This window comes from Flavobacterium sp. (assembly GCF_013822155.1).
Taxonomy (GTDB): domain Bacteria; phylum Bacteroidota; class Bacteroidia; order Flavobacteriales; family Flavobacteriaceae; genus Flavobacterium.
The window spans coordinates 37,514-58,554 of the sequence record NZ_PNJW01000012.1 but is presented as its reverse complement, the minus strand read 5'-3'; the positions used below and the strand labels follow the sequence as shown (position 1 = coordinate 58,554).

Here is a 21,041-nt window from a genome sequence, read left to right as displayed (position 1 = left end):
ACAAATAGATATAAGGACATAATTAGTTATGCAGGTAACAACATAAGTGCGCAATCAGCTATGCAGAAAAGGATCTATTGAAATACCTGATTATGCAGTTGAGTTCGGACACATTCACTCATATAAGTAAGCAGGTCTGTGGGTACAAACATATCTGTCTACATACAACTATAAGCGTGTATTTAGATACATAGGTAGTTTGGATTGTAAATACCTGCCTAACCATATAAATAGGTACAGAGCGAAAAAAACAAATACAGTAGTACACAGATAGGTAACTACGGATATACGGACATAAGTAAATGGATATATAAATAATTAAAAACAACAGAAATATGAATGCAAAGCACAAAACAATATTTATCGCCTTTTCTTCTCAAAAGGGTGGTGTCGGTAAAAGTACATTTACAACGCTTGTTGCGAGTACGATGCACTATCGCTTAGGTTACAATGTTGCGGTATTTGATGCGGATTTCCCGCAACATAGCCTGATGAAAATGAAAGCCCGTGATTTGGCAATGGTAATGGAAAATGAGGCTTTGAAAAAGCTAGCGTATAAACAATTTACGACCATTAACAAAAAAGCCTATCCAATTATGCAGCATAAAGCGGATAACGTATTGGAAGTAGCTCATGAATTTTTAAACACTTCTCCAATACCCATTGATGCCGTATTCTTTGACCTGCCCGGAACGGTGAATACGCCAGGTATTCTGAAAGCATTGTCAGGAATGCGCCACATTTTTACTCCCATCACAGCAGACCGTGTAGTAATGGAAAGTACACTCATATTTACACAGCTCTTACAGGATGTGATTATGAAAAAAGGAGAAACTTCCATAGAAACCATTAATCTGTTTTGGAATCAGGTTGACGGAAGAGAAAGTACTCCTTTATATGATGTTTATGACCAACTCATAGAGCAGTTGGGATTAAGCTTGATGCAGAGTCAAATCAAAAGTAGCACCCGTTTTCGTAAAGAAAGCGAAGTGGACAGTAAAACCGTTTTCCGATCGACTGTAATGCCTCCCGATGAGCGGTTGATGAAAGCTTGTCAGTTAGACTTGTTTATGGTAGAATTTTTAAAAATCATTCAATTATAGCATTATGGAGAAAGAAAACAAGAAAAAAGCCACGCCGGAAATTAACGAGGAACTGATGATGAACTTGATGGTCGATGGCATTAAAAAGGAAGGGTTAAAACTTCCTCCAGAACCCTTCGAAGAACCGCAAAAGGAAAAATTACCAAAGGAAAAGCTTGCAATCAAAGAAAAGAGCAGAGCGAAAAAAACAAACGAAGCTAAGTACGAAATCATCTTTTTTAGAAAACCCGATACTAATGCTCGTGATGGTAAAACAGTTTATATTCGACCTGATTTTCACGAAAAGCTTTCAAGGATTGTACAGGTAATAGGCGAAGACAAAATAACCATCTATGCTTATTTAGATAATTTGTTGGATTACCACTTTCAGGAATTTGGGGAGCAGATTACCAAGAGTTTTAACGAAAAATATAAACCCATTTTATAAATTATGGAAATCGTAATTGTGATATGCCTGTTGGTGGTTATTGCCTTATTGGCACAAGATAATATTGTTATCCATAAAAGGAAAGGGCAGAAGCCAGTGCAGGAAAAGCCTAACGCGAACCTGCCTGATATTATGGGACAGTCCAAACAAGTAAGAAGTCTTTTAGTGCCAAAAAACGCCACTGAAGACCAAATTCAAGAAGCAGAGCTAAATCTTAATAATTTAGACATTGAATACGACGAAAATGAAAACGTAAGTATTCAGATCCGCAAGGAAGAGCTGGATGTTATTTTCAGCAATATGCCTGATTTTGAAGAAGAGGAAGAAGAATGGAACAGGTATGGAATATCTAGTGGGGATGACGGTTTTGCTCAAGGGGTTACCTTTGAAGAACTAAGTTCCGTGGGGATGCTGCTGCAAAAAGAACAATTGGAGCCATCTCAGAAGGAAACAGCGGTAGATATTGTTCAGAAAATACAGGGGACCGAATTATTCAGTCTATTAGAAAATTCCATTGAAAGTGCTTCACATAAAATAGCTGAGCTATTGGACAGTAGCTTTTCTTCTGAAACAGATGCCAGTTCTTCCAATTTGCGGAAAAATGATTTGAAGGATTTTGATATTGGGAAGTTTGTGTAGACTTCTCAATATTTTTTGCTAAAATCTAAATTACAAGCCCAAACTCTTCAGCTATATCCCTTACCAGTTTTGTATGTATCCGCTTATGTGAATCTGCGATGCGTAAATAATTGCCCACGATCAGTTCCTTTATTTCAAGTTCAGAATTAAAGATACTTTTTCCATCTACTTTGAATGTTTTGTATAGGTCACCAATAGCGGTGTTACAATAGATATGTGAATTCTTGATAACACTTTCTGCTATGTCTTTGTGATATTTGTAACGATCGTTCAAGGCGAAGACTTCCATGTTATTTCGCGCCTTGATAGAAACAGGATCTCTAAATTTAACTTTTTCGCATAAAACCATTTTTAATTCAAAACTGCCAGCCGAAACAAGAAAATCTACAGCACTGATTTTTGTCCTGAATTGATAGATGTTTTCTACTGATTCTATAAAGGGATGACTGTTTTCTGCCATTGAAAATTCTTTCTGTCCTTTTAAAGCTCCCGAATTACAAAGGGCACAGCTGGGGATCAAATTGTAAAAGGAGAGCGATAGATAAGGATGCCTGCCTTTATTATAGAAATGATCAAACTGTGGTCGGGATTTCAGTCTTTTATTTCTTACGGTGAAAGTGAAATTTGCGTTACAATAAGGACATGTATTCATATCAAGTCTCTTCGCGTGCCTATATGCCAATCTTCCCGAATCTTTTGTTGTAAAAGAATCTTTGCTGCTGTCATAATCAAAAACCCTGAAAATTTTACCTTTAAACCACGAATGTAAATCAGCATCCGTAATATCTTTCCCTTTAGAATTCTTCGGGTTATTGCTTTTATAATTTTGTTTTGCGGTGTCAACAAGATTTTTTAATGACTGCATTTCTGATTCCAGTTCATGGGGCCTCCCGCAGATGATGGTTTCTAGACGTTGTGCCAAATAATCCATTACAGGCTTTAGCTCATCATTTGGCCAATTCTGCAAATCGCTTTTAATATTAAACTCTTTCTCCAAATCTTTATAGAAGGTGATTGCCATTCTGTCAAGTTCGGATAAGCTAAAGGGAACTTTTATCATTATTATCTTTAATTTTCTGTTCTACTTCTGCAACTTGTTTTCTTAGTACTTCTAATTTTTCCTGCAGCCCGAATTTTTCAAACCACATGTCCTGCAGTTTTTTACGCAGTACAGGTTCTCCAATGCTGTCAATAATTTTCTTATAGCTGTCATTGCTTACTTTTACAGTTTGGTCATTTAGGTATTTTATGATTTCATTTATCTTATCTTTTGCATATTCTCCGATCAGCATTCCATCCATATAAAAAGAATCTGAAAAGAGCGTATGGATATTGGCAGCAAATGTATTTGAGTTATGATTCTGTTTGTCAAGAAAGTAAGGTGTTCCGTCTTCTGATTTCTGCACAAATAGTATATTTGACTTAGGCAGGTCAGATGTAAGGAAGGGAGTATTTGATGTGAAAATAAGCTGTATGCTGTGGTTATGAAACAGTGAACTTAAAAACCGGATCGTATTTTTAAAAAACAGTCTCTGCCATTCTGGATGGTAACCAGCATCTCCTTCGTCAATCAAAATAATCAATCTGTTTTGCAGACGAACCGATTCTTCATGAACCAATGAGTAAAATCTTGACATTAAGGATAAATAAGACTGTTCACCCGAACTTAATGAATGCCACCTGAATTGGATAAATGAGGTAATCCCTTTTATCTTAACATATAAATTCTGGAATTCTTTAAATTCGTTTTCAGAACCAGTATTGAAGTGAAAAAAAGCTTCGCCTTCATTTTTTATCCTTATCGTATTACTTTGAATTAATCTAGAGGCCAATGCAATAAAGGCAGGAACCAGTATTGATAAATTATCTAATTTCGGAATACCAACATCATATATTTCACCATTTGAAGTATGGGGAAATGTTACGCCATTCATACTGGTAAAAAAACGCTCTATAAAACGGTCTCTGTTTTCATTTTCTTCCCGAGTGATTACATGCTGATAGGGATTGCTTACACTGTATTTTCTTTCTGTTATAAGGAAATTGATAAATACGGAGTACCATAAGTTACCTATAAAAGTTTCTTCCGGACTGCTGTATTGAGGAATTATGCTCTCCAGATATTTTATGAGGTCAACTACATCCTGATATTTTTCTGTATCTCCAAAAAAATAATCGTCCTCTTTACTATCGAGCATCAAATGCAGTGATTTTGGTTTTGAAAAAGGTAACTCTTCCCCTGTATTATTGATAAAAATTACTGCTTGGTAAACTTCCATCATATGCAGATGCTGCAGGTCACTTGTACGGATCAGCAGTCCCTTCTTAAATTCCACAGACTGCATTTCTTCCAATATCCTTTTGCGTTCTTTTAGTAATAGAGAGGTGGTAGAAATATTTTGTAACCCATGCCAGTTGGTGTAGTCTTCATTATAATCCAGAAGGTAGTTGTAATAAATGTAGTCGGCATGACCTAATCCGGAGGAAGAACGGATTTTGGTATATTTCTGCATTTTAAAACCAACATCTGTATTATTTTCTAACTCAAGTTTTACTAATTCAGGATAAGATATATAATACTTTTCATCAACTGAATAGAGAATGATATCATTTTCTATCCTAGTGCTTAATCCGTCAGGCATATTATCCTTAATATATTTAAGCACACTGGACTTTCCTGTTCCATTTTTTCCAATAATTGCACAGACATCGGTCACATTTTCCTCCTGGAAGAAATTACTTATGTAGTCAGGATTGTGCCTGATAATCAGTAAAAAAAAGCCATCTTTCTTTTCCAGATGGATTAGGAATTTCGAAGATAGGTTTACTCCTGATTCTTTAATGGCATTGAATTCTTTTATCCAGATATAGTGTATTTGCATTGTTTTAAAACCTTTTTTTTAGATTGAACGTTCAGATTTGACGAGAATTATGTATTTCACTGACATACTATTTAAAATTATATCATTGCTACTTTAATGCTACTAATATAAAATAATTCTTATTAAGGTAGGCCACTTACTACCAAATAATTCCTATCACTGCCAATTTGTTATAATGCTTTAATTTCCGCAACACCTTTGCAGTGAAAGTTCGCAAAGTGTGGAAAAAAATAACAATTAAATGTGTTTTAATTATGAAAAAACAAACAAAAAAGGTTCTGTTGTTAGGAGTAGTACTTCTGATAGTATCGGAAACCTTTGCACAAGGTAACGGCGTAGCCGGTATTAATGAGGCAACGCAAATGGTCACTTCCTATTTCGCACCGGCAGTACAGCTTATCTATGCCATAGGTGCTGTGGTAGGGCTTATTGGAGGCGTCAAGGTATATAACAAATTTAGCAGTGGTGATCCTGATACATCAAAAACAGCAGCTAGCTGGTTTGGAGCATGTATATTCCTAATTGTGGCAGCTACGATACTACAAGCTTTTTTCCTTTAATCGTGGTGATAAATATGGTGAGCTACAACATTAATAAAGGAATCGGAAGGACAGTTGAATTTAAGGGGCTTAAATCTCAGTATCTCTTCATTTTTGCAGGAGGGCTTTTGGGTATTCTCATTTTGATAATGATTCTGTATATGGCAGGAGTGAATTCGTACATCTGCCTATTTCTAGGAGCCGGTGGAGGGTCACTAATCATCTGGCAGACATTTTCTCTAAATAAAAAATATGGCGAACACGGATTAATGAAAATTGGTGCTAAGAAAAGGCATCCTCAGTACATCCTCTGTCGAAAATCTATTCGTCGGTATGTTCAACTTTCAAAAAACAATAGGTAATGAGAAATGCATCCAAAATATCAACTTTAGAGAATAAGTTTCCATTGATGGCTATAGAAAATAATTGCATTCTTTCTAAAGATGCCGATATTACCGCCTGTTTCAAAGTTCATTTACCAGAACTGTTTACAGTAGCCTCGGCTGAATATGAAGCTATTCATTCCGCTTGGTATAAAGCCATCAAAACCCTGCCAGACTATACGGTTATCCATAAACAGGATTGGTACCTTAAAGAGAGTTATGCACCAGATATGCCAAAGGAAGACCAGAGTTTTTTGGCAAAATCCTATCAACGCCATTTCAACGAGCGACCATTTTTGAACCATTATTGCTACCTGTTTCTGACCAAAACTTCCAAAGAGCGTATGCGGATGCAGAGCAATTTTTCATCCCTTTGCAAAGGAACTTTAATTCCGAAAGAAGTCAGGGATAAAGAAGTAATTCAACGTTTCATGGAAGCCGTAGCACAGTTTGAACGAATTATGAATGATTCTGGATTTGTAGAGATTGTTCGCCTGACTGAAGAAGATATTATAGGGAATGATGAAAGGCAGGGGCTGCTGGAACAATATCTTACCCTTTCCAAAGAAGCGAACAGTCCGATGGAGGATATTGCTCTAAGTGCTGAAGAATTGCGCATAGGGAATAAAAGATTATGCCTGCACACCTTGTCCGATACGGATGATTTGCCAGCAACAGTGTCAGCAGATAATCGTTATGAAAAACTTTCCACCGACCGAAGTGACTGCCGTTTATCGTTTGCTGCTCCTGTAGGTTTGCTATTGAGTTGTAATCACATATATAACCAGTACCTATTTATTGATAATAGTGATGAAAACCTTAGAAAATTTGAAAAGTCAGCAAGGAACATGCATTCGTTGGCACGCTACAGCCGAAGTAATCAGATAAATAAAGAGTGGATTGAACGGTATTTGAACGAAGCACAATCCTTCGGGCTTTCTTCTATCCGTGCCCATTTTAATGTAATGGCATGGTCGGATGATCCAAATGAGTTGAAGCAATTAAAGAACAATACTGGCAGTGCTTTGGCATTGATGGAGTGTAAACCCAGACACAACACTACTGATGTGGCAACGCTTTATTGGGCGGGCATCCCAGGTAATGCTGCGGATTTTCCAAGTGAAGAAAGCTTTTACACATTTATTGAACCGGCTTTGTGCTTCTTTACCGAAGAAACAAATTACCAGAATTCGCCATCACCATTCGGAATTAAAATGGCAGACCGACTAACTGGAAAGCCTATTCATTTGGATATATCGGATTTACCTATGAAGCGTGGGATTATTACGAACCGGAACAAATTTATTTTGGGTCCGTCAGGTTCGGGAAAATCGTTCTTCACTAATCATATGGTTAGACAATATTATGAACAGGGTGCTCACGTACTATTAGTTGATACTGGAAACAGTTATCAAGGTTTATGCGAACTAATCAAAGGAAAGACCAAAGGAGAAGACGGTGTTTACTTTACATATACGGAAGACAATCCTATTGCTTTTAATCCATTCTATACTGATGATGGTGTCTTTGATATTGAAAAAAGAGAGAGTATCAAGACTTTGATACTGACACTTTGGAAACGTGATGATGAACCGCCAACCCGTTCAGAAGAGGTTGCTCTTTCCAATGCCGTGAGTGGTTATATCGAGCGTATTAAAAAAGATGATTCCTATCCATCATTTAATAGTTTCTATGAGTATGTAAAAGGCGATTACCGTAAGGTATTGGAAGAAAAACAAGTTAGGGAAAAAGATTTTGATATCTCCAATTTTCTGAATGTTTTGGAACCTTACTACAAAGGTGGTGAATATGATTACCTACTCAATTCTGATAAGCAGTTAGACTTGCTATCCAAACGTTTTATAGTGTTTGAAATTGATGCTATTAAGGATCATAAAATTTTGTTCCCAATAGTAACAATCATCATCATGGAGGTTTTTATAAACAAAATGCGAAGGCTCAAAGGCATTCGTAAACTGATTCTAATTGAAGAGGCGTGGAAAGCCATTGCAAAAGAAGGAATGGCGGAGTACATCAAGTATTTATTTAAAACGGTGAGGAAATTTTTCGGAGAAGCTATTGTCGTAACTCAGGAAGTTGACGACATAATCCAGTCGCCCATTGTCAAGGAGAGCATTATCAATAATTCAGATTGCAAAATCTTGCTCGACCAACGCAAGTACATGAACAAATTCGATGACATTCAGGCAATGCTCGGATTGACCGACAAGGAAAAAGCACAGGTATTATCTATCAACATGAACAATGATCCCTCACGACTTTACAAAGAGGTATGGATAGGCTTGGGTGGAACGCACTCGGCGGTCTATGCCACTGAAGTTTCACTCGAAGAGTATCTCGCTTATACTACCGAAGAAACAGAAAAGATGGAAGTGATGCAGCTCGCGCAAAGCCTGAACGGAAATGTAGAATTGGCAATCAAACGTATTGCTTCCCAAAGAAGAGAAAATATAACTAATTATTAATCCTTAAATTTTTAAAACAATGAAAAAATTAATGTTCATGGTGTGTGCAGTACTGATGTTAGTTGCGACACCGTCCGCAAAAGCCCAATGGGTAGTGACCGATCCTACCAATTTGGCACAGAGTATTGTGAACAGTGCACAGGAAATCGTTCAGACTTCTTCCACAGTTACCAATGTGATCAAAAACTTCAAGGAAGTTGAAAAAGTGTATAATCAAGGGAAACAGTACTATGATGCCCTGAAAGCTGTCAACAATCTGGTAAAAGACGCACGTAAGGTGCAACAGACAGTACTAATGGTAGGTGATATATCAGAAATCTACGTGACAAACTTTGGAAAGATGATGAACGATCCCAATTTCGCACCGCAGGAGCTCGCTGCAATTGCCAATGGGTATTCACAGCTTTTAAATGAAAGTACAGAACTGCTTAAAGAACTGAAGCAGATTATAAATGCTTCAAGTTTGTCACTGAATGATAAGGAGCGAATGGATATTATCGACAGGGTATATAAAGAAGTCAAAGACTACCATAATCTGGTACGATACTATACTAACAAGAATATTTCCATAAGTTTTTTAAGAGCCAAAAAACAAAATGACAGCCAACGTGTCTTGCAACTTTATGGAACTGCCAATCAAAAATACTGGTAAAGTATGATTTTAGCTGTCGAATTTAACAATCTTCATGAGGTATTACGCTCATTATATGACGAAATGCTTCCGCTTTCAGCGGAGATGGCTGTTGTAGCGAAGGGTGTTGCGGGATTAGGTGCCTTGTTTTATATTGCTCTTAAAGTCTGGCAGGCACTCAGCCGTGCGGAACCGATTGATGTATATCCGCTTTTAAGACCTTTTGCTTTGGGCTTGTGCATTATGTTCTTTCCTACCATTGTATTGGGAACTATTAATGCTGTATTGAGCCCTGTAGTAACCGGTACGCATAATATATTGGAGGGTCAGGTGCTTGACCTGCATGCATTGCAACAACAGAAAGACCAATTGGAAAGGGAAGCCATGCTCCGTAATCCTGAAACAGCTTATCTCGTATCAAACGAGGAATTTGACAAAAAGCTTGAAGAATTGGGCTGGTCGCCTTCAGACCTTGCAACGATGTCGGGAATGTATATCGAGAGGACAATGTATAATATGGAAAAAAGTGTCCGAGATTCTTTTAGGGAATTACTGGAGGTACTTTTTCAGGCAGCAGCACTCGTTATAGATACAATACGGACATTCTTTCTGATAGTCCTGTCCATTTTGGGGCCGATTGCCTTTGCAATCTCGGTATGGGATGGCTTTCAATCCACGCTTACCCAGTGGCTCACCCGATACATTAGTGTGTATTTATGGCTTCCGGTAGCTGACCTGTTCAGTTCTATGCTTGCCAAGATACAATCACTCATTCTGGAAAATGATATTGAGAGCTTGTCAGATCCGGCATTTATTCCCGATACCTCGAACACCGTGTATATTATTTTCATGATTATTGGAATTATTGGCTACTTCACGATACCGACTGTAACAGGTTGGGTTATTCAGGCCGGAGGTATGGGTAATTATAACCGCAACGTGAACCAATCGGCTCAAAAAGCAGGAAATCTTGCAGGTGCTGGTACAGGGTCAGTGGCAGGCAATATCAGCGGACAGCTTTTGAAAAAATAACGCGTATTAACCAATTTAAAATAAATGAAAAATGGAATTTAAAATTTTAAGGAACATAGAAAATAGTTTTAGACAAATCAGGCTTTTTGCCCTTGTTTTTGCTTTGCTGTGCATCGGCATTTCCGGTTATACCGTATGGAATTCGTATCAGTTTGCCGAAAAACAAAGACAAAAAATTTATGTGCTGGATAATGGGAAATCCCTTATGGTGGCACTTTCTCAGGATGCCTCGATCAACAAGCCGGTAGAAGCCCGTGAGCATATCCGTCGCTTTCACGAGTTGTTTTTCACTTTAGCACCAGATAAGCAGGCAATTGAAAGTAATATGAAACGGGCTTTTTACCTGGCTGATAAAAGTGCTTTCGATTACTATAAGGACTTATCCGAAAAGGGCTATTACAATCGCATCATAAGCGGTAACGTACAGCAACGTATTGAGGTGGACAGCATCCAATGTGATTTTAACCAATATCCATATTTGGTAAAAACATTTGCCAAGCAGTTCATCATCCGTTCCAGTAATGTAACCCAGAGAAGTCTTATTACTTCCTGCCTTTTGGTTAACTCGGTGCGTTCGGATAACAACCCGCAGGGATTTACCATTGAAAAATTCGGTGTATTGGAAAACAAGGATATACAGGTCATTCAACGATAAAAGATTATGAAAAAGATTTTAGACTATTTAGATGCGTTGAATAAGCGGATAGAAGAATGGTGTGAAAACCTTTCTCCCCAACAGAGAAAAAAAGCCATATTAATTGCTTTGGGACTATATGTATTGCTGGGGATTATCACTGTTGCAAGTGAATGGTCTGAATTCACAAAGCAAGATAAAAATATGGAAATCAGGCATATTCAGATTCCAGCTATCAAAAAGATGAATATACCCAAAGCAGACAGCGTACAAAAGTTTAATAATAACCAATAAAAATGATAATATGAAAGAAAACGAAAAAAAGAGACCAGATATTCTGGTAACAGAAGGAAACCGAAAAACGGACTCCGATAACCCGCAGAATATTTCATCCGGCAGGATTGAACGGTTCAAGAAACCGATGATTTTCGGGTTAATGATAATAGTCTTTTTAGGATGTTTGTATATGATTTTCGCTCCAGAGCCTAATAAAAAGCTGCCTGAAGATGTAGGAATTAATGATGCTGTTCCACAGGCTACTGATGCAGGACTGCAGGCAGACAAGCAAAAGGCTTACGAGCAGGAAATGATGGAACAAAAAGAAAGGGAAAAAAAAGCTACACTGATGGCTTTATCTGATTATTGGAATACGGACAGTACTGAAATGGAGCAACCTGATATTGAACAACTGGAAGAAGAAGCTGTTGTCAATTCTTACGGAAAACCACAGAGCAAAACTAATGCAGCTCTGAAGAGCTACCGTAATATGCAAAACACTTTGGGAACATTTTACGAAGGAAATCGTGAAACCGATGCTTTACGCAAGGAACTGGAAGAATTGAAAGGGCAACTGGCACAAAAAGAAAGTCCGCAAAATCCGATGGAAAACCAGTTAATATTAATGGAGAAGTCATATGAAATGGCCGCCAAGTATTTCCCACAGACAGGCGATACAATTAAATCTAAAACAAGTGCTCAAGGAAATACTCGGAGAGAACCGATAGAACCGGTCTTTTCTGTTAAAAAGCAACCGATATCTTCTCTGTATCGAGAACCGACAAATGCAGAATTTCTGGCCGACTGGAGTCAGCAGCGTAATCGAAATTTCCATACTGTGGGAAGCGTTTTAGAACCTTCTGCTCCTAAAAACAGCATACGTGCCTGTGTGCATGACATGCAAACCGTTTCTATAGGCAGTAGTGTCCGTCTTCGTTTATTGGAATCGGCACGTGTTGGAAACAGGATTATTCCAATAGGGACATTATTAACTACTGCATCGGTAAAAATGAACAATGGTAGGTTAATGTTACAAGTAACTTCGATGGAATTGGAAGGTTCTATTCTTCCTGTAGATATTATAGCCTATGATCTGGATGGACAGCAGGGGTTATATGTTCCTTATGCTCCTGAGATGAACGCTTTAAAAGAAATTGCTTCAGGAATGGGAACCTCTACCGGAACGAATATAATGTTGACTTCATCTCCGGGTCAGCAACTGACAGCAGATTTAAGCAAAGGACTAGTACAGGGAACTTCCGGTTATTTTTCCAAAAAAATGAATACCCCCAAGATAACACTCAAAGCAGGTCACCAGCTTTTTTTGGTACCTAAAAAATAATAGTAATTATATAAAAACTCAGAAAGATGAAACAGATTTTAAAAAACGTATTGGCTTTAGCCTTATTTGTTGGTTATGTAACCCTGTCTAATGCACAGGAAAATTTATCAAAGAATACAACACTTCCTTTAGGTAGAATCGAACCTTACAATATGGAAGTAACTTATGACAAGACTTCCCATCTTATTTTTCCGGCGGCTATCCGTTATGTGGATTTAGGTAGTGGGAACTTAATTGCAGGAAAGGCTGAGGATGCGGAAAATGTATTGCGTGTCAAAGCTGCACTTAAAGATTTTAAGGAAGAAACGAACTTTTCGGTGATTACTGATGATGGACATTTCTACAATTTCAATGTGCTTTATGCCGCATGTCCTGAGATACTGAATATTGATCTGCTAAAGATCCGCAAATCCGCAAACAGAAGTATGGAAAACGAAGCTCTGTTTGAAGAATTGGGAATAGATTCTCCTTCGTTGGCAAATTTGTTACTGGAAACTATCTACAAAAAAGACAAACGTATCGTAAAGCATATTGGGGCTAAAAATTTCGGAATTCAGTTTATTCTAAAAGGAATTTACATCCACAACGGTAAATACTATTTTCATACGGAATTGAGAAACCGTACAAATGTGCCTTTCCAAATTGATTTTATCAATTTCAAAGTGGTGGACAAAAAGGTAGCTAAGCGTACCGTAGTTCAGGAAAGACCAATGATACCACTTCGTATTTACAGACCACTGGATGAGATTGGAGGAAAAATAATTGAACAAAATGTGTTCCTCTTAGATCAGTTTACAATTGTCGATGACAAGGTACTGTTGATTGAGATTTTCGAGAAAAACGGAGGTAGGCATCAAACGCTTCAGATAGAAAATTCCGACTTAATCAATGCTCGTTTGATTAACAATATGCACTTAAAATTTTAATAACCTTTTAAAGCAAATAATATGAAAAAGTATATCTATACCGTGATGCTCATATTTATGATCATCACGGTTACACAGGCACAAAGAATGTTACCCAAACAAAAAGGATTGGAAGTGAGTGCTGGTGTACTATCTGATGATAAAATAGCTAACAATTATTATATCAATGTAGCAATGACAGTAAACGGTAAAAACAGTAACTATCAGCTTTGGGCATTGGAATATACGCATCAATATCACAATTACAAAGACCTTCGCATACCACAGGAAACTTATACCGCAGAGGGTGGTTACAGTTTCTTCTTGTTAGGCGATGCCCGTAAAAATATCACTTTGAATGCTGGAATAACAGGCGTAGTCGGTTATGAAAGCATCAACCGTGGAGAAGCAATGTTGTATGACGGAGCGAAAATACTGAGCCAGGACACCTTCATCTATGGAGCAGGTGGACGACTCACTTTTGAAACGTATCTATCTGACCGTTTTGTGTTAGTCCTGCAAGGACGTGCAAAAATCTTATGGGGTACGGATTTGGAACAACTCCGACCGTCAGCAGGTGTGGGATTAAGATTTAATTTTTAAAACGTAAAATGATGACAATATTTTTCAATAAATTCAGAATAGGATTACTACTAATATATATGTTCTTAGCAATCCTCACAGCTTCGGTTACGTTGGTATCTTGTAGCAAAGACGATGAACTCGAAATACAGAACGATTTCCCTTTTGAGGTCAAAGTAATGCCTGTACCCAAAGATGTTGCCAGTGGGCAGACCGTAGAGATACGGATTACCATACAGCGAACAGGCAATTACAGCAACACGCAATATTTTCTCCGCTACTTTCAATTTGACGGACAGGGAACGTTGCGATACTACGATGAACCACCGTATCTGCCTAACGATCTGTACCAATTACCAACGGAGCAGTTTCGGTTGTATTACACCTCAACATCTGCCGTATCACAATCCTTTGTGGTTTGGATTTCGGACAGCTTCGGGAATGAAAAGCAGATAAGTTTTCAGTTTAACAGTACTGATTAAAAAAGAAAGAAATCCTGCCACAAAAAGCAGGATTTCTTTCTTTTGAGTAATCGAAGCTAAATTTTTGTAAATTTAAAAGGTGAATATAAAGTGTTTTTGTTATGATCGCATCATTGATAATAGGCATCATATTTTTGGTTGCAGGCTTGGGACTTCGCTACTGGATTAACCGGCGAAAGTTTTACAGACGTAGCCCTATGGGAGCAGAAGGATTTTCATCTTATGAAAGTTCGCTTACTATTAAATTGCTTGAAAAGTTTGGTAAATGGGTAGCTTATGCACTGATTATTTATGGACTTTTGTCATTATGGGTTTATTCTCGTGAAAAGAAAGATAAAGAAAAACAAAATGTGGAGATACAAAAATCAAGATAACTAATTTTAAAATAGAACAATTATTGAATGACAAAATCCTTTGATGACATAACCCTGCGAAATATATCTGATATAGTTTCAAATATGCTGACCCATACCAAAATTACAGAACATTTATCTGGTGCTGGTATTTCTCAATCTCAATACGGTACAAACAAAACAGATAGACTCTTTTATGCGCTAAAAGAAAGACAAGAACAAGACAGTTGCGGAAATAATGTATTGGCATTTGTTGTCAGGTTATTAAACCCAAAAAGATATAATTCAGAAGATGAATTTGAAAAAGATAGAACGACTATGAATGAGAAACTCGTTTATGAAGGGATAGAAATTGATAAAACTGGGCAACCCCGACAAGTTGATAGGGCTAAAACCATTTCAGAAGCTAAAAGCAGGTCACTTAAAATCAAAGAAAAAGTACACGGCATTGGAGTTCATTCAGAAATTTTGCCTTACTGTGAAGCTGAATGGTTAAAGGAAAATTATTTTCACGCTATACTTGAAATTACAAAAAGTGTTGCAGAAAGGCTTAGGCAAAAGAGTGGCTATACTTCAGACGGAGCAGATTTAGTTGATGATTGTTTTGCGTTGGGAAAGGAAAAAAGACCTATGCTTGCTTTTAATACCCTTAATAATCCAAGCGAAGAAAGTGAACATAAGGGCTTTGGAAACTTCTGTAAAGGGTTTTTTTCTATGTATAGAAATCCAAAAGCGCACAATCCAAAAATATTAGAGGATACCCAACTCTCACAAATGACAGAAGTTTTGGTTGTAGCAACAATAATCCATAATAAACTCGATAACACTTATAGAACAGGACTTAAGGAACCAAAAGACGGATAGTCCAGAGTAGTTCGATTTCTGCTAAACCTACAAATCAGTACATATAAAAGATGTAAGCTTTAAAGGTAAATAAATTTCGTCTGGGCTATGCTTTATGTAATCTTCCTTATTATCATCCCACATAAAGCCTGGTCTGATTAAACTGAAATCGTTTGTTTTTGTAACGGACTGAACGTAGCTATAGCCCCAAGGCGATTTGTAAATAATTTGACCCTGAACTGCGGAGGTATCAAAGGTCTTATCTTCAATCTGTTTAATTACCTTTATAAACGATGGACAAAGTTTTCTGTAAAATATCTCTAAGTTTTTTTCAAATCCCTTTGTCCTGTTTTTCAACTCAGAAATTCTACTGTTAATTTTGGTTTTCAACTCTTCGAAGTTGGCATTGAAATCATCTGCATTTTTGCAACCTAAATGATGAAGTGCATTTAAAACCATCGTAAAAAAGTAATGCAATTCATCATCTTTCCAGCGATTGTTTACCAAGCAAACAATTGTGCTTATGAGCGCCTCTTTTTTTAGTTCCTCAATTTTCTTTTTGGTGTAGTCAAATTCATACGCTTTAAATCCGCTTCTTGCCAGCATCAAAAAGTCGCCAATTAAGTTTAAACAACAACCTTTTACATTGTTATTATCATAGTTATCTACTAAGGGCAAATAACTGAAAAAATGTTGTGTTCCTTGTTCGTCATACTTTGCAGATTTCCCTCCATATTCATTTATCAACTCAAGAGCGATTAAATATTTAGTCAAATCTGTAAGTGTAGGCCTATATGTTTTTGGTCGATTATACCCATAAAGAATTTCTTGTTGGTAATGGTAAAGGTTATCAAAGTAGTTCATCAACTTTCTTTTTTCAGATTTAAGCACAGCAAAAGAGAGGTTACGAACAGTTGCCACTTCTCCTTCCTCATTTCCATTTATGTTACCTAAATCGTCTTCTTGCTCATCAATACTTATATCAGCTTGCTTATTCGTTGAAAGTCCATTTAAATTTATGAACTTCAAAACATCTAAGACACGTAGGGAAAGAGAAGAGAGTAGAAGGTTTTTTTCAAATCCAGAATTTTCTATTGTTTTATAAGAAGAGCGATCGTAAAGTTTTTCAGGTTCTTTGTAATCATTCAGCTTTGTAAACGTGTTTCTCCTACTATCTAAAAAGCTAGCTCCTGTTTCATTTTCTGTTTCATCAAAGATTGCATAATGCAACAGGTCGAGAACTTTACTCAGCTCTCCATTTTGGATTTCGCTATAAATTTTTTCAATTTCCTCTGTCTTTGGATTAGGATGCGTTTTCGCCAAGAGGAAATAATCTGAAATCAAAAGTTTATTAGAGATAATCTCGTCATTAATATTTGTCAATTGCACATATTGGAAAGTGCCTAATTCCAAATTAAGTTTTGTTTTTAGTTCTTTCCCATAATTTGAGAATGTTTTGGAATACAAAAATCGGTTTTGCTTATCGAAGAAGACAATCCTGAATTCATCGGTATAAGTACCATTGGAATGAAGTATAAATTCATCATAAATCAACTCTGCCGATAGCAGTTGCAGTTTGTATTGATTATTCTCGATTATAGTTTCATAAATTGATTTACTTGTAGTCGTTGCAAATTCATCAAGGCTTTTACTATTGCTTGTTTTCAGTTTTATGCCTAATTGATTTAACAATCCACCTTTTTCTGACTGAATAAGAAGTGAAACTTCTGCATTTGAATTTTTGCCCAATAATCCCAACCCTGCAGGTGTAATATTGGCACTACCGAACAGGCAAAACTCTTTTCCATTTTTTGTCTTGCAATGAATAATCTTCCCGTGAAGTTTTGATTTTGAGTTTCCAGATTTTGCATATTGCACTTTGCTTACGCCGGCATAACACCAATCGTAAAATGTAAAAGCTTTGCTCACTTGCATTGTAGAAGGGATTAACCCACTTTCATCCAATATAACTTTTACTGTGGCTGAAGGAAAAAGAGAATTGAGTTCTTGTAATACTTTCCCATTCTTGTCATAATATGGAGAAATGGTAGTTATTTCTACTACTTTCTCATTGCTAAGATGTTTTAAAAGTTCGTTCCAAATAGAAGTTGTTTCAGTATTAAACAGGAAAGCAACCTTCTCTTTTTGCGACGTTTCGAAAAATTGAAATGGTCTTGTCTTTGGCAATTCATTCAGCCATTTAGAATGTTCAAGTATCCATTTTGTAGTTTTTTCATTCATCTGTCCCTTAACTGACGAAGAAAGAGTTGATAGATAATCCCAAGCTGACGAAAAGATTGATGAATTTTCGGTTGAACGAATATCAAAATGAAATGCTCCCCAAATCTCATCATTGTTACCATTTCCAGAATTTGTAAGGTTTCCGGAACCAACAATAAGCAACCCTTCTTTTTCACCAAACAACATCCAAATTTTTGGATGGAATACTGACTTTTGGAAAACAGGATAAAGTGAATAACCGGCAGAAAGTTGCATTTCTTCTCCTGTAGCTTGTTGCATTAACTCTGAATAATAATGTCCGTCAATAAAAACGTTGATGTTTCTCACGCCACAAGAACGCAACCATTTCATTGCTTTCATTTCAAAAAAATAAAAGTCAAAGCTGAAGGTAGTAAGAATTGCAGAATGATATCTTCTGCTTCCTATTAATGTTAGTATGTTTTCTCTTTCTAGTATCATCAGTCAATCAAAAGTTTCTTATGTAATGGCGATAAAACCCTTTGGTCGTTGATTACCTGTAAATCAAACATTATGTTTTGCAAGGCGTTCATTCTTGGCGATGTGTTTCTTGGTGGAAATGTATCTATGAAACGGATGTATTGTTCCTCAATAAAAAATTTGTGGGTAGCCTGTGAGCCGTTGCCCATTTTTCTGAGTGCAACCATTGAGTGCCTGTAAATAATTTTGCGTAAAATAAATTGTTCAACAAAATCTTGAAGTGTGTCATTTTCTGCTGTGTGAACTGTCAAGATGCCATCAACCATATTCCCATCCCTTTCTATCTTTTTTCTGCTCATAAATTCTTTCAATGGATGAAGTTGCTCTCTATTATTCTTGAATATTTGAAGCAAAAGCATAAAGCCATATTTTGCTGCCATAACAGGGTCGTTTGTTGCATCAATTTCCTTTTTGATGTTTTCTTCGTCTTCTGTATCAGTGATTAACACCAAAATTTCTGCAAGTGAACTTGTTGGCTCTATGGCTTGCTTTAGCTCTTTGCATATTTCATTTGTAATACTGCTTGAAAATTTCTTTACAAACAATGGCAGATATTGGTCTTGTTGAAAATCGTAAAGATGTTGTAATACAGCCCAAAATATTGTTCCGCAACTGTATTGCCAATACTCATTTAATTGATAGCAGTACCAGCCAATATTAGTTTCCGTTTCAGGATAACTATTTGTGCCCAATTTCTTTCGGTAACTTTCCAATAGAAATCTATACCAGTCGTAATTATTTTCATTTTTAACAGCTGTATTTAACAGTGACAAAATTGTTTCCTTTCTGTGAAAAGTAAAACGTTCTTCCATTTCTTGACTTGGTTCGTCTTTGTCCAAAAACATTTCCACATATAGTTGCCATTCGGCATTTTCTGTTTGTATCGTGTCAATCGCAAAATATTTTATCAGTTCTGAAATATCAGAGTGGTAAAGTTTTCCTTTTTTAATATTACTATAAAACAACTCTTTTATTTGTGGTGACAATGAAACTTCAAAAGCCTCGGCTAATTGTTTCCCAGAAACTTTTTGTCTTGGGTGTGGTTTACTAATGTTGTAAATAACATCTCCATCATCATTTATTGCTGTAATAATTAAGGAAAGTGCCTGCATTGCTCCATAATAATATTGTCCGAATGCACCGGACGGATATTTCCAATAAACATTTTTATCGGTATTGTCCTTGTCTGCTCCTTCGGCTAAGTCAAAATAAGTGTCCTCAGCTGTATTTATTAGGTTTGAAGCAAAGTTACTTCCTGTTATCTGTTGAACTCCTTTACGCTCGCTTTGCATAATTATGGCAATCATCAATTCAGCTCTGCGGATAAAACGATATTGTTCTTTTGAGTTGCCTTGCTTTTCATTTTTGAAATAAAAATCTAACAGCCAGCAATAAAAACCATAATAACGGAGACGATTAGTCAAGTTAGAAATACCTGGCAACATAGTGGCATAGGTAGCCTCTGATGTTGTTTGCAGTCCTAAAGGATCTAGTCCAGTGATTAGATTTATGGATGCTCCCCAAAATGGATAATTTGATTTGCCTTTTTGTAATACTGCCATTAAAAATTCCTATTTGATTTATTAGTAACCTACTATTCTTCAAATTTACAAAATAAACTATCTTGAAATTTATATCGTGGACATAACCAAACTGACTTTAGCTATACCTGACTAACATTCATACAGAATACTGACGATTTTTTTATCATCTAGTACAAACCTTATCTGCTCATGTTTTTGAGTGGGGTGCATATCCTGTTCTGTAGCTGGTGGAAAATATTTTACACCAATAGTCACGTTTGGTAAACTAAAACTCCAAGATGAACGAATTTTAAAATTCTTACTGCACAATTGTTGTTCGGATGAGTTCAGATATTCTTTGAAATTTGAAATGTTTTCGGTTTCAAATAAAGTTTTCCAGTTTTTACGTGCTTCAAAAACGATATTTTCGTCAAGATTTAGCAGGATACTACTTTCATCTGAACTGTTGCAAGCAGTTATAAAATCACTGATGATTTTTCGTGGTTGCTTTTGAATTTCCCTGATTTCTTTCTTTCTGTTTTCAAGGTATGTTCTAAAATCCTTATCCACTAATTCAGATAACTTATAGTATCCTGAATGAAAGGCTTCTAAAGGAGATTTATACAATCTATCTTTAAAAAATGTTGCTTCATTAGTTTCATTGGGTTTAAAATGATCCAGAAGTAAAAAACCTTTTTCTTCAGTAGTCCTGTTAACACCATCTACAATATTTACAAAGTAGTAATGCTCTTTATCTTCAAACAATACTTTGATTTTAGGGTTGAATTTTTCAGGTTTACTTGCCGACGCTTTTACAAGATATTTCGTTTCATCTAAAGGATTTTCAATCCGTCTTCCCCAGCCATCGGTCGATAATTCAGATTGGTATCTGGATATTTGAACCCGTATTTCTTTTAGTCCTTTTTCAAGGTCGGTGGTAAATTCATATCCAGGAAAAGAATTGAGAATGACCGTGTCTAATTCCCATTCCTCATAATCACTTGTAAAATTTATTTGATAGCTAAATTCAAATTCCCGAATGTAAACTGGAAATTGGAACTTGTTCCCCACAATTGTTTGCTCTAATAAGGTAATATCGGATTTCCTGTTTATAGTTATTGAGATTTCTGTTTCAATCATTTTGAAATTTATAGTGTTACTAGCAGACCTCAAATTTAATCAATTTAACAGGTTCTGTAACTTTCAAAAAGATAAAATCCAAATCAATTCTGCGACGTTC

General features: G+C 36.4%; 21 protein-coding genes. 16 read left to right on the top strand and 5 right to left on the bottom strand.

Annotated elements, in window-relative coordinates; genetic code table 11:
- Positions 1 to 335: 335 nt before the first annotated feature.
- The 3 genes from C0512_RS05140 to C0512_RS05130 are packed head-to-tail and all read left to right on the top strand — an operon-like array spanning position 336 to position 2,169.
- The gene (locus tag C0512_RS05140) at positions 336 to 1,103 is read left to right on the top strand and encodes a ParA family protein (RefSeq protein ID WP_290859451.1); all 768 of its coding nucleotides are present in this window, start codon (positions 336 to 338) and stop codon (positions 1,101 to 1,103) included.
- A gap of 4 nt (positions 1,104 to 1,107) precedes the next feature.
- Entirely contained in the window at positions 1,108 to 1,530 is a 423-nt protein-coding gene (locus C0512_RS05135) for a DUF3408 domain-containing protein (protein WP_290859449.1), read from the top strand.
- Positions 1,531 to 1,533: 3 nt separating this feature from the next.
- The gene (locus tag C0512_RS05130) at positions 1,534 to 2,169 is read left to right on the top strand and encodes a conjugal transfer protein TraD (RefSeq protein WP_290859448.1); all 636 of its coding nucleotides are present in this window, start codon (positions 1,534 to 1,536) and stop codon (positions 2,167 to 2,169) included.
- A gap of 25 nt (positions 2,170 to 2,194) precedes the next feature.
- Here the strand turns inward: C0512_RS05130 and C0512_RS05125 are convergent, their stop codons facing one another.
- Together C0512_RS05125 and C0512_RS05120 are read right to left on the bottom strand one after the other, a co-directional pair.
- Positions 2,195 to 3,190 carry a hypothetical protein gene (locus C0512_RS05125; protein WP_290859446.1) on the bottom strand — a complete coding sequence of 332 codons (996 nt, stop codon included), beginning with the start codon at positions 3,188 to 3,190 and terminating at the stop codon, positions 2,195 to 2,197.
- A 19-nt stretch (positions 3,191 to 3,209) separates the two neighbouring features.
- Positions 3,210 to 5,051 carry an AAA family ATPase gene (locus tag C0512_RS05120; RefSeq protein WP_290859444.1) on the bottom strand — a complete coding sequence of 614 codons (1,842 nt, stop codon included), beginning with the start codon at positions 5,049 to 5,051 and terminating at the stop codon, positions 3,210 to 3,212.
- A 254-nt stretch (positions 5,052 to 5,305) separates the two neighbouring features.
- Between C0512_RS05120 and C0512_RS05115 the strand changes: the two genes are divergently transcribed.
- From C0512_RS05115 to C0512_RS05055, 13 genes are all read left to right on the top strand, one after another.
- Complete coding sequence (locus tag C0512_RS05115) at positions 5,306 to 5,611, top strand: DUF4134 domain-containing protein (protein WP_290859471.1); 306 nt, start codon at positions 5,306 to 5,308, stop codon at positions 5,609 to 5,611.
- 14 nt (positions 5,612 to 5,625) lie between these two features.
- Positions 5,626 to 5,952: a DUF4133 domain-containing protein gene (locus C0512_RS05110; RefSeq protein WP_290859442.1), complete on the top strand. Its 327-nt coding sequence runs from the start codon at positions 5,626 to 5,628 to the stop codon at positions 5,950 to 5,952.
- Complete coding sequence (locus tag C0512_RS05105; protein ID WP_290859440.1) at positions 5,952 to 8,459, top strand: TraG family conjugative transposon ATPase; 2,508 nt, start codon at positions 5,952 to 5,954, stop codon at positions 8,457 to 8,459. Before C0512_RS05110 ends, C0512_RS05105 begins: the two co-directional genes overlap by 1 nt.
- 19 nt (positions 8,460 to 8,478) lie before the next feature.
- Complete coding sequence (locus tag C0512_RS05100; protein ID WP_290859439.1) at positions 8,479 to 9,111, top strand: DUF4141 domain-containing protein; 633 nt, start codon at positions 8,479 to 8,481, stop codon at positions 9,109 to 9,111.
- A gap of 3 nt (positions 9,112 to 9,114) precedes the next feature.
- A complete protein-coding gene (traJ, locus tag C0512_RS05095; protein WP_290859437.1) occupies positions 9,115 to 10,122 on the top strand; it encodes a conjugative transposon protein TraJ in 1,008 nt (335 codons plus the stop codon).
- A 31-nt stretch (positions 10,123 to 10,153) separates the two neighbouring features.
- Positions 10,154 to 10,777 carry a conjugative transposon protein TraK gene (traK, locus tag C0512_RS05090; RefSeq protein ID WP_290859435.1) on the top strand — a complete coding sequence of 208 codons (624 nt, stop codon included), beginning with the start codon at positions 10,154 to 10,156 and terminating at the stop codon, positions 10,775 to 10,777.
- A 6-nt stretch (positions 10,778 to 10,783) separates the two neighbouring features.
- Positions 10,784 to 11,050 (top strand): TraL conjugative transposon family protein, encoded by a 267-nt coding sequence (locus C0512_RS05085; protein WP_290859433.1) that lies wholly within the window; start codon positions 10,784 to 10,786, stop codon positions 11,048 to 11,050.
- A gap of 10 nt (positions 11,051 to 11,060) precedes the next feature.
- Entirely contained in the window at positions 11,061 to 12,374 is a 1,314-nt protein-coding gene (traM, locus tag C0512_RS05080) for a conjugative transposon protein TraM (protein ID WP_290859432.1), read from the top strand.
- A gap of 26 nt (positions 12,375 to 12,400) precedes the next feature.
- A complete protein-coding gene (gene traN / locus C0512_RS05075) occupies positions 12,401 to 13,300 on the top strand; it encodes a conjugative transposon protein TraN (RefSeq protein WP_290859430.1) in 900 nt (299 codons plus the stop codon).
- 21 nt (positions 13,301 to 13,321) lie between these two features.
- On the top strand, positions 13,322 to 13,882 hold the full coding sequence (locus C0512_RS05070) for a conjugal transfer protein TraO (RefSeq protein ID WP_367160539.1): 561 nt from the start codon (positions 13,322 to 13,324) through the stop codon (positions 13,880 to 13,882).
- Positions 13,883 to 13,893: 11 nt separating this feature from the next.
- Entirely contained in the window at positions 13,894 to 14,343 is a 450-nt protein-coding gene (locus tag C0512_RS05065) for a DUF3872 domain-containing protein (RefSeq protein WP_290859469.1), read from the top strand.
- 101 nt (positions 14,344 to 14,444) lie between these two features.
- Positions 14,445 to 14,717: a molybdenum ABC transporter permease gene (locus C0512_RS05060; RefSeq protein ID WP_290859426.1), complete on the top strand. Its 273-nt coding sequence runs from the start codon at positions 14,445 to 14,447 to the stop codon at positions 14,715 to 14,717.
- A gap of 27 nt (positions 14,718 to 14,744) precedes the next feature.
- Complete coding sequence (locus C0512_RS05055) at positions 14,745 to 15,560, top strand: TIGR02391 family protein (RefSeq protein WP_290859425.1); 816 nt, start codon at positions 14,745 to 14,747, stop codon at positions 15,558 to 15,560.
- 27 nt (positions 15,561 to 15,587) lie between these two features.
- On the opposite strand, the gene C0512_RS05050 is transcribed toward C0512_RS05055, so the two are convergent.
- From C0512_RS05050 to C0512_RS05040, 3 genes are all read right to left on the bottom strand, one after another.
- A complete protein-coding gene (locus C0512_RS05050) occupies positions 15,588 to 18,239 on the bottom strand; it encodes a hypothetical protein (RefSeq protein WP_290859423.1) in 2,652 nt (883 codons plus the stop codon).
- Entirely contained in the window at positions 18,239 to 19,840 is a 1,602-nt protein-coding gene (locus C0512_RS05045) for a hypothetical protein (protein WP_290859421.1), read from the bottom strand. Before C0512_RS05045 ends, C0512_RS05050 begins: the two co-directional genes overlap by 1 nt.
- Positions 19,841 to 19,951: 111 nt before the next feature.
- Positions 19,952 to 20,941, bottom strand: a complete 990-nt coding sequence (locus tag C0512_RS05040; RefSeq protein WP_290859419.1) for a hypothetical protein — start codon at positions 20,939 to 20,941, stop codon at positions 19,952 to 19,954.
- Between the last annotated feature and the right edge of the window lie 100 nt (positions 20,942 to 21,041).

What these genes read in the sequence shown, in the direction of transcription:
- C0512_RS05140 (WP_290859451.1), top strand. Translation starts at nt 336, where the DNA reads ATGAATGCAAAGCACAAAACAATATTTATCGCCTTTTCTTCTCAAAAG.
- C0512_RS05135 (WP_290859449.1), top strand. Translation starts at nt 1,108, where the DNA reads ATGGAGAAAGAAAACAAGAAAAAAGCCACGCCGGAAATTAACGAGGAA.
- C0512_RS05130 (WP_290859448.1), top strand. Translation starts at nt 1,534, where the DNA reads ATGGAAATCGTAATTGTGATATGCCTGTTGGTGGTTATTGCCTTATTG.
- C0512_RS05125 (WP_290859446.1), bottom strand. Translation starts at nt 3,190, where the DNA reads ATGGCAATCACCTTCTATAAAGATTTGGAGAAAGAGTTTAATATTAAA.
- C0512_RS05120 (WP_290859444.1), bottom strand. Translation starts at nt 5,051, where the DNA reads ATGCAAATACACTATATCTGGATAAAAGAATTCAATGCCATTAAAGAA.
- C0512_RS05115 (WP_290859471.1), top strand. Translation starts at nt 5,306, where the DNA reads ATGAAAAAACAAACAAAAAAGGTTCTGTTGTTAGGAGTAGTACTTCTG.
- C0512_RS05110 (WP_290859442.1), top strand. Translation starts at nt 5,626, where the DNA reads ATGGTGAGCTACAACATTAATAAAGGAATCGGAAGGACAGTTGAATTT.
- C0512_RS05105 (WP_290859440.1), top strand. Translation starts at nt 5,952, where the DNA reads ATGAGAAATGCATCCAAAATATCAACTTTAGAGAATAAGTTTCCATTG.
- C0512_RS05100 (WP_290859439.1), top strand. Translation starts at nt 8,479, where the DNA reads ATGAAAAAATTAATGTTCATGGTGTGTGCAGTACTGATGTTAGTTGCG.
- traJ (WP_290859437.1), top strand. Translation starts at nt 9,115, where the DNA reads ATGATTTTAGCTGTCGAATTTAACAATCTTCATGAGGTATTACGCTCA.
- traK (WP_290859435.1), top strand. Translation starts at nt 10,154, where the DNA reads ATGGAATTTAAAATTTTAAGGAACATAGAAAATAGTTTTAGACAAATC.
- C0512_RS05085 (WP_290859433.1), top strand. Translation starts at nt 10,784, where the DNA reads ATGAAAAAGATTTTAGACTATTTAGATGCGTTGAATAAGCGGATAGAA.
- traM (WP_290859432.1), top strand. Translation starts at nt 11,061, where the DNA reads ATGAAAGAAAACGAAAAAAAGAGACCAGATATTCTGGTAACAGAAGGA.
- traN (WP_290859430.1), top strand. Translation starts at nt 12,401, where the DNA reads ATGAAACAGATTTTAAAAAACGTATTGGCTTTAGCCTTATTTGTTGGT.
- C0512_RS05070 (WP_367160539.1), top strand. Translation starts at nt 13,322, where the DNA reads ATGAAAAAGTATATCTATACCGTGATGCTCATATTTATGATCATCACG.
- C0512_RS05065 (WP_290859469.1), top strand. Translation starts at nt 13,894, where the DNA reads ATGACAATATTTTTCAATAAATTCAGAATAGGATTACTACTAATATAT.
- C0512_RS05060 (WP_290859426.1), top strand. Translation starts at nt 14,445, where the DNA reads ATGATCGCATCATTGATAATAGGCATCATATTTTTGGTTGCAGGCTTG.
- C0512_RS05055 (WP_290859425.1), top strand. Translation starts at nt 14,745, where the DNA reads ATGACAAAATCCTTTGATGACATAACCCTGCGAAATATATCTGATATA.
- C0512_RS05050 (WP_290859423.1), bottom strand. Translation starts at nt 18,239, where the DNA reads ATGATACTAGAAAGAGAAAACATACTAACATTAATAGGAAGCAGAAGA.
- C0512_RS05045 (WP_290859421.1), bottom strand. Translation starts at nt 19,840, where the DNA reads ATGGCAGTATTACAAAAAGGCAAATCAAATTATCCATTTTGGGGAGCA.
- C0512_RS05040 (WP_290859419.1), bottom strand. Translation starts at nt 20,941, where the DNA reads ATGATTGAAACAGAAATCTCAATAACTATAAACAGGAAATCCGATATT.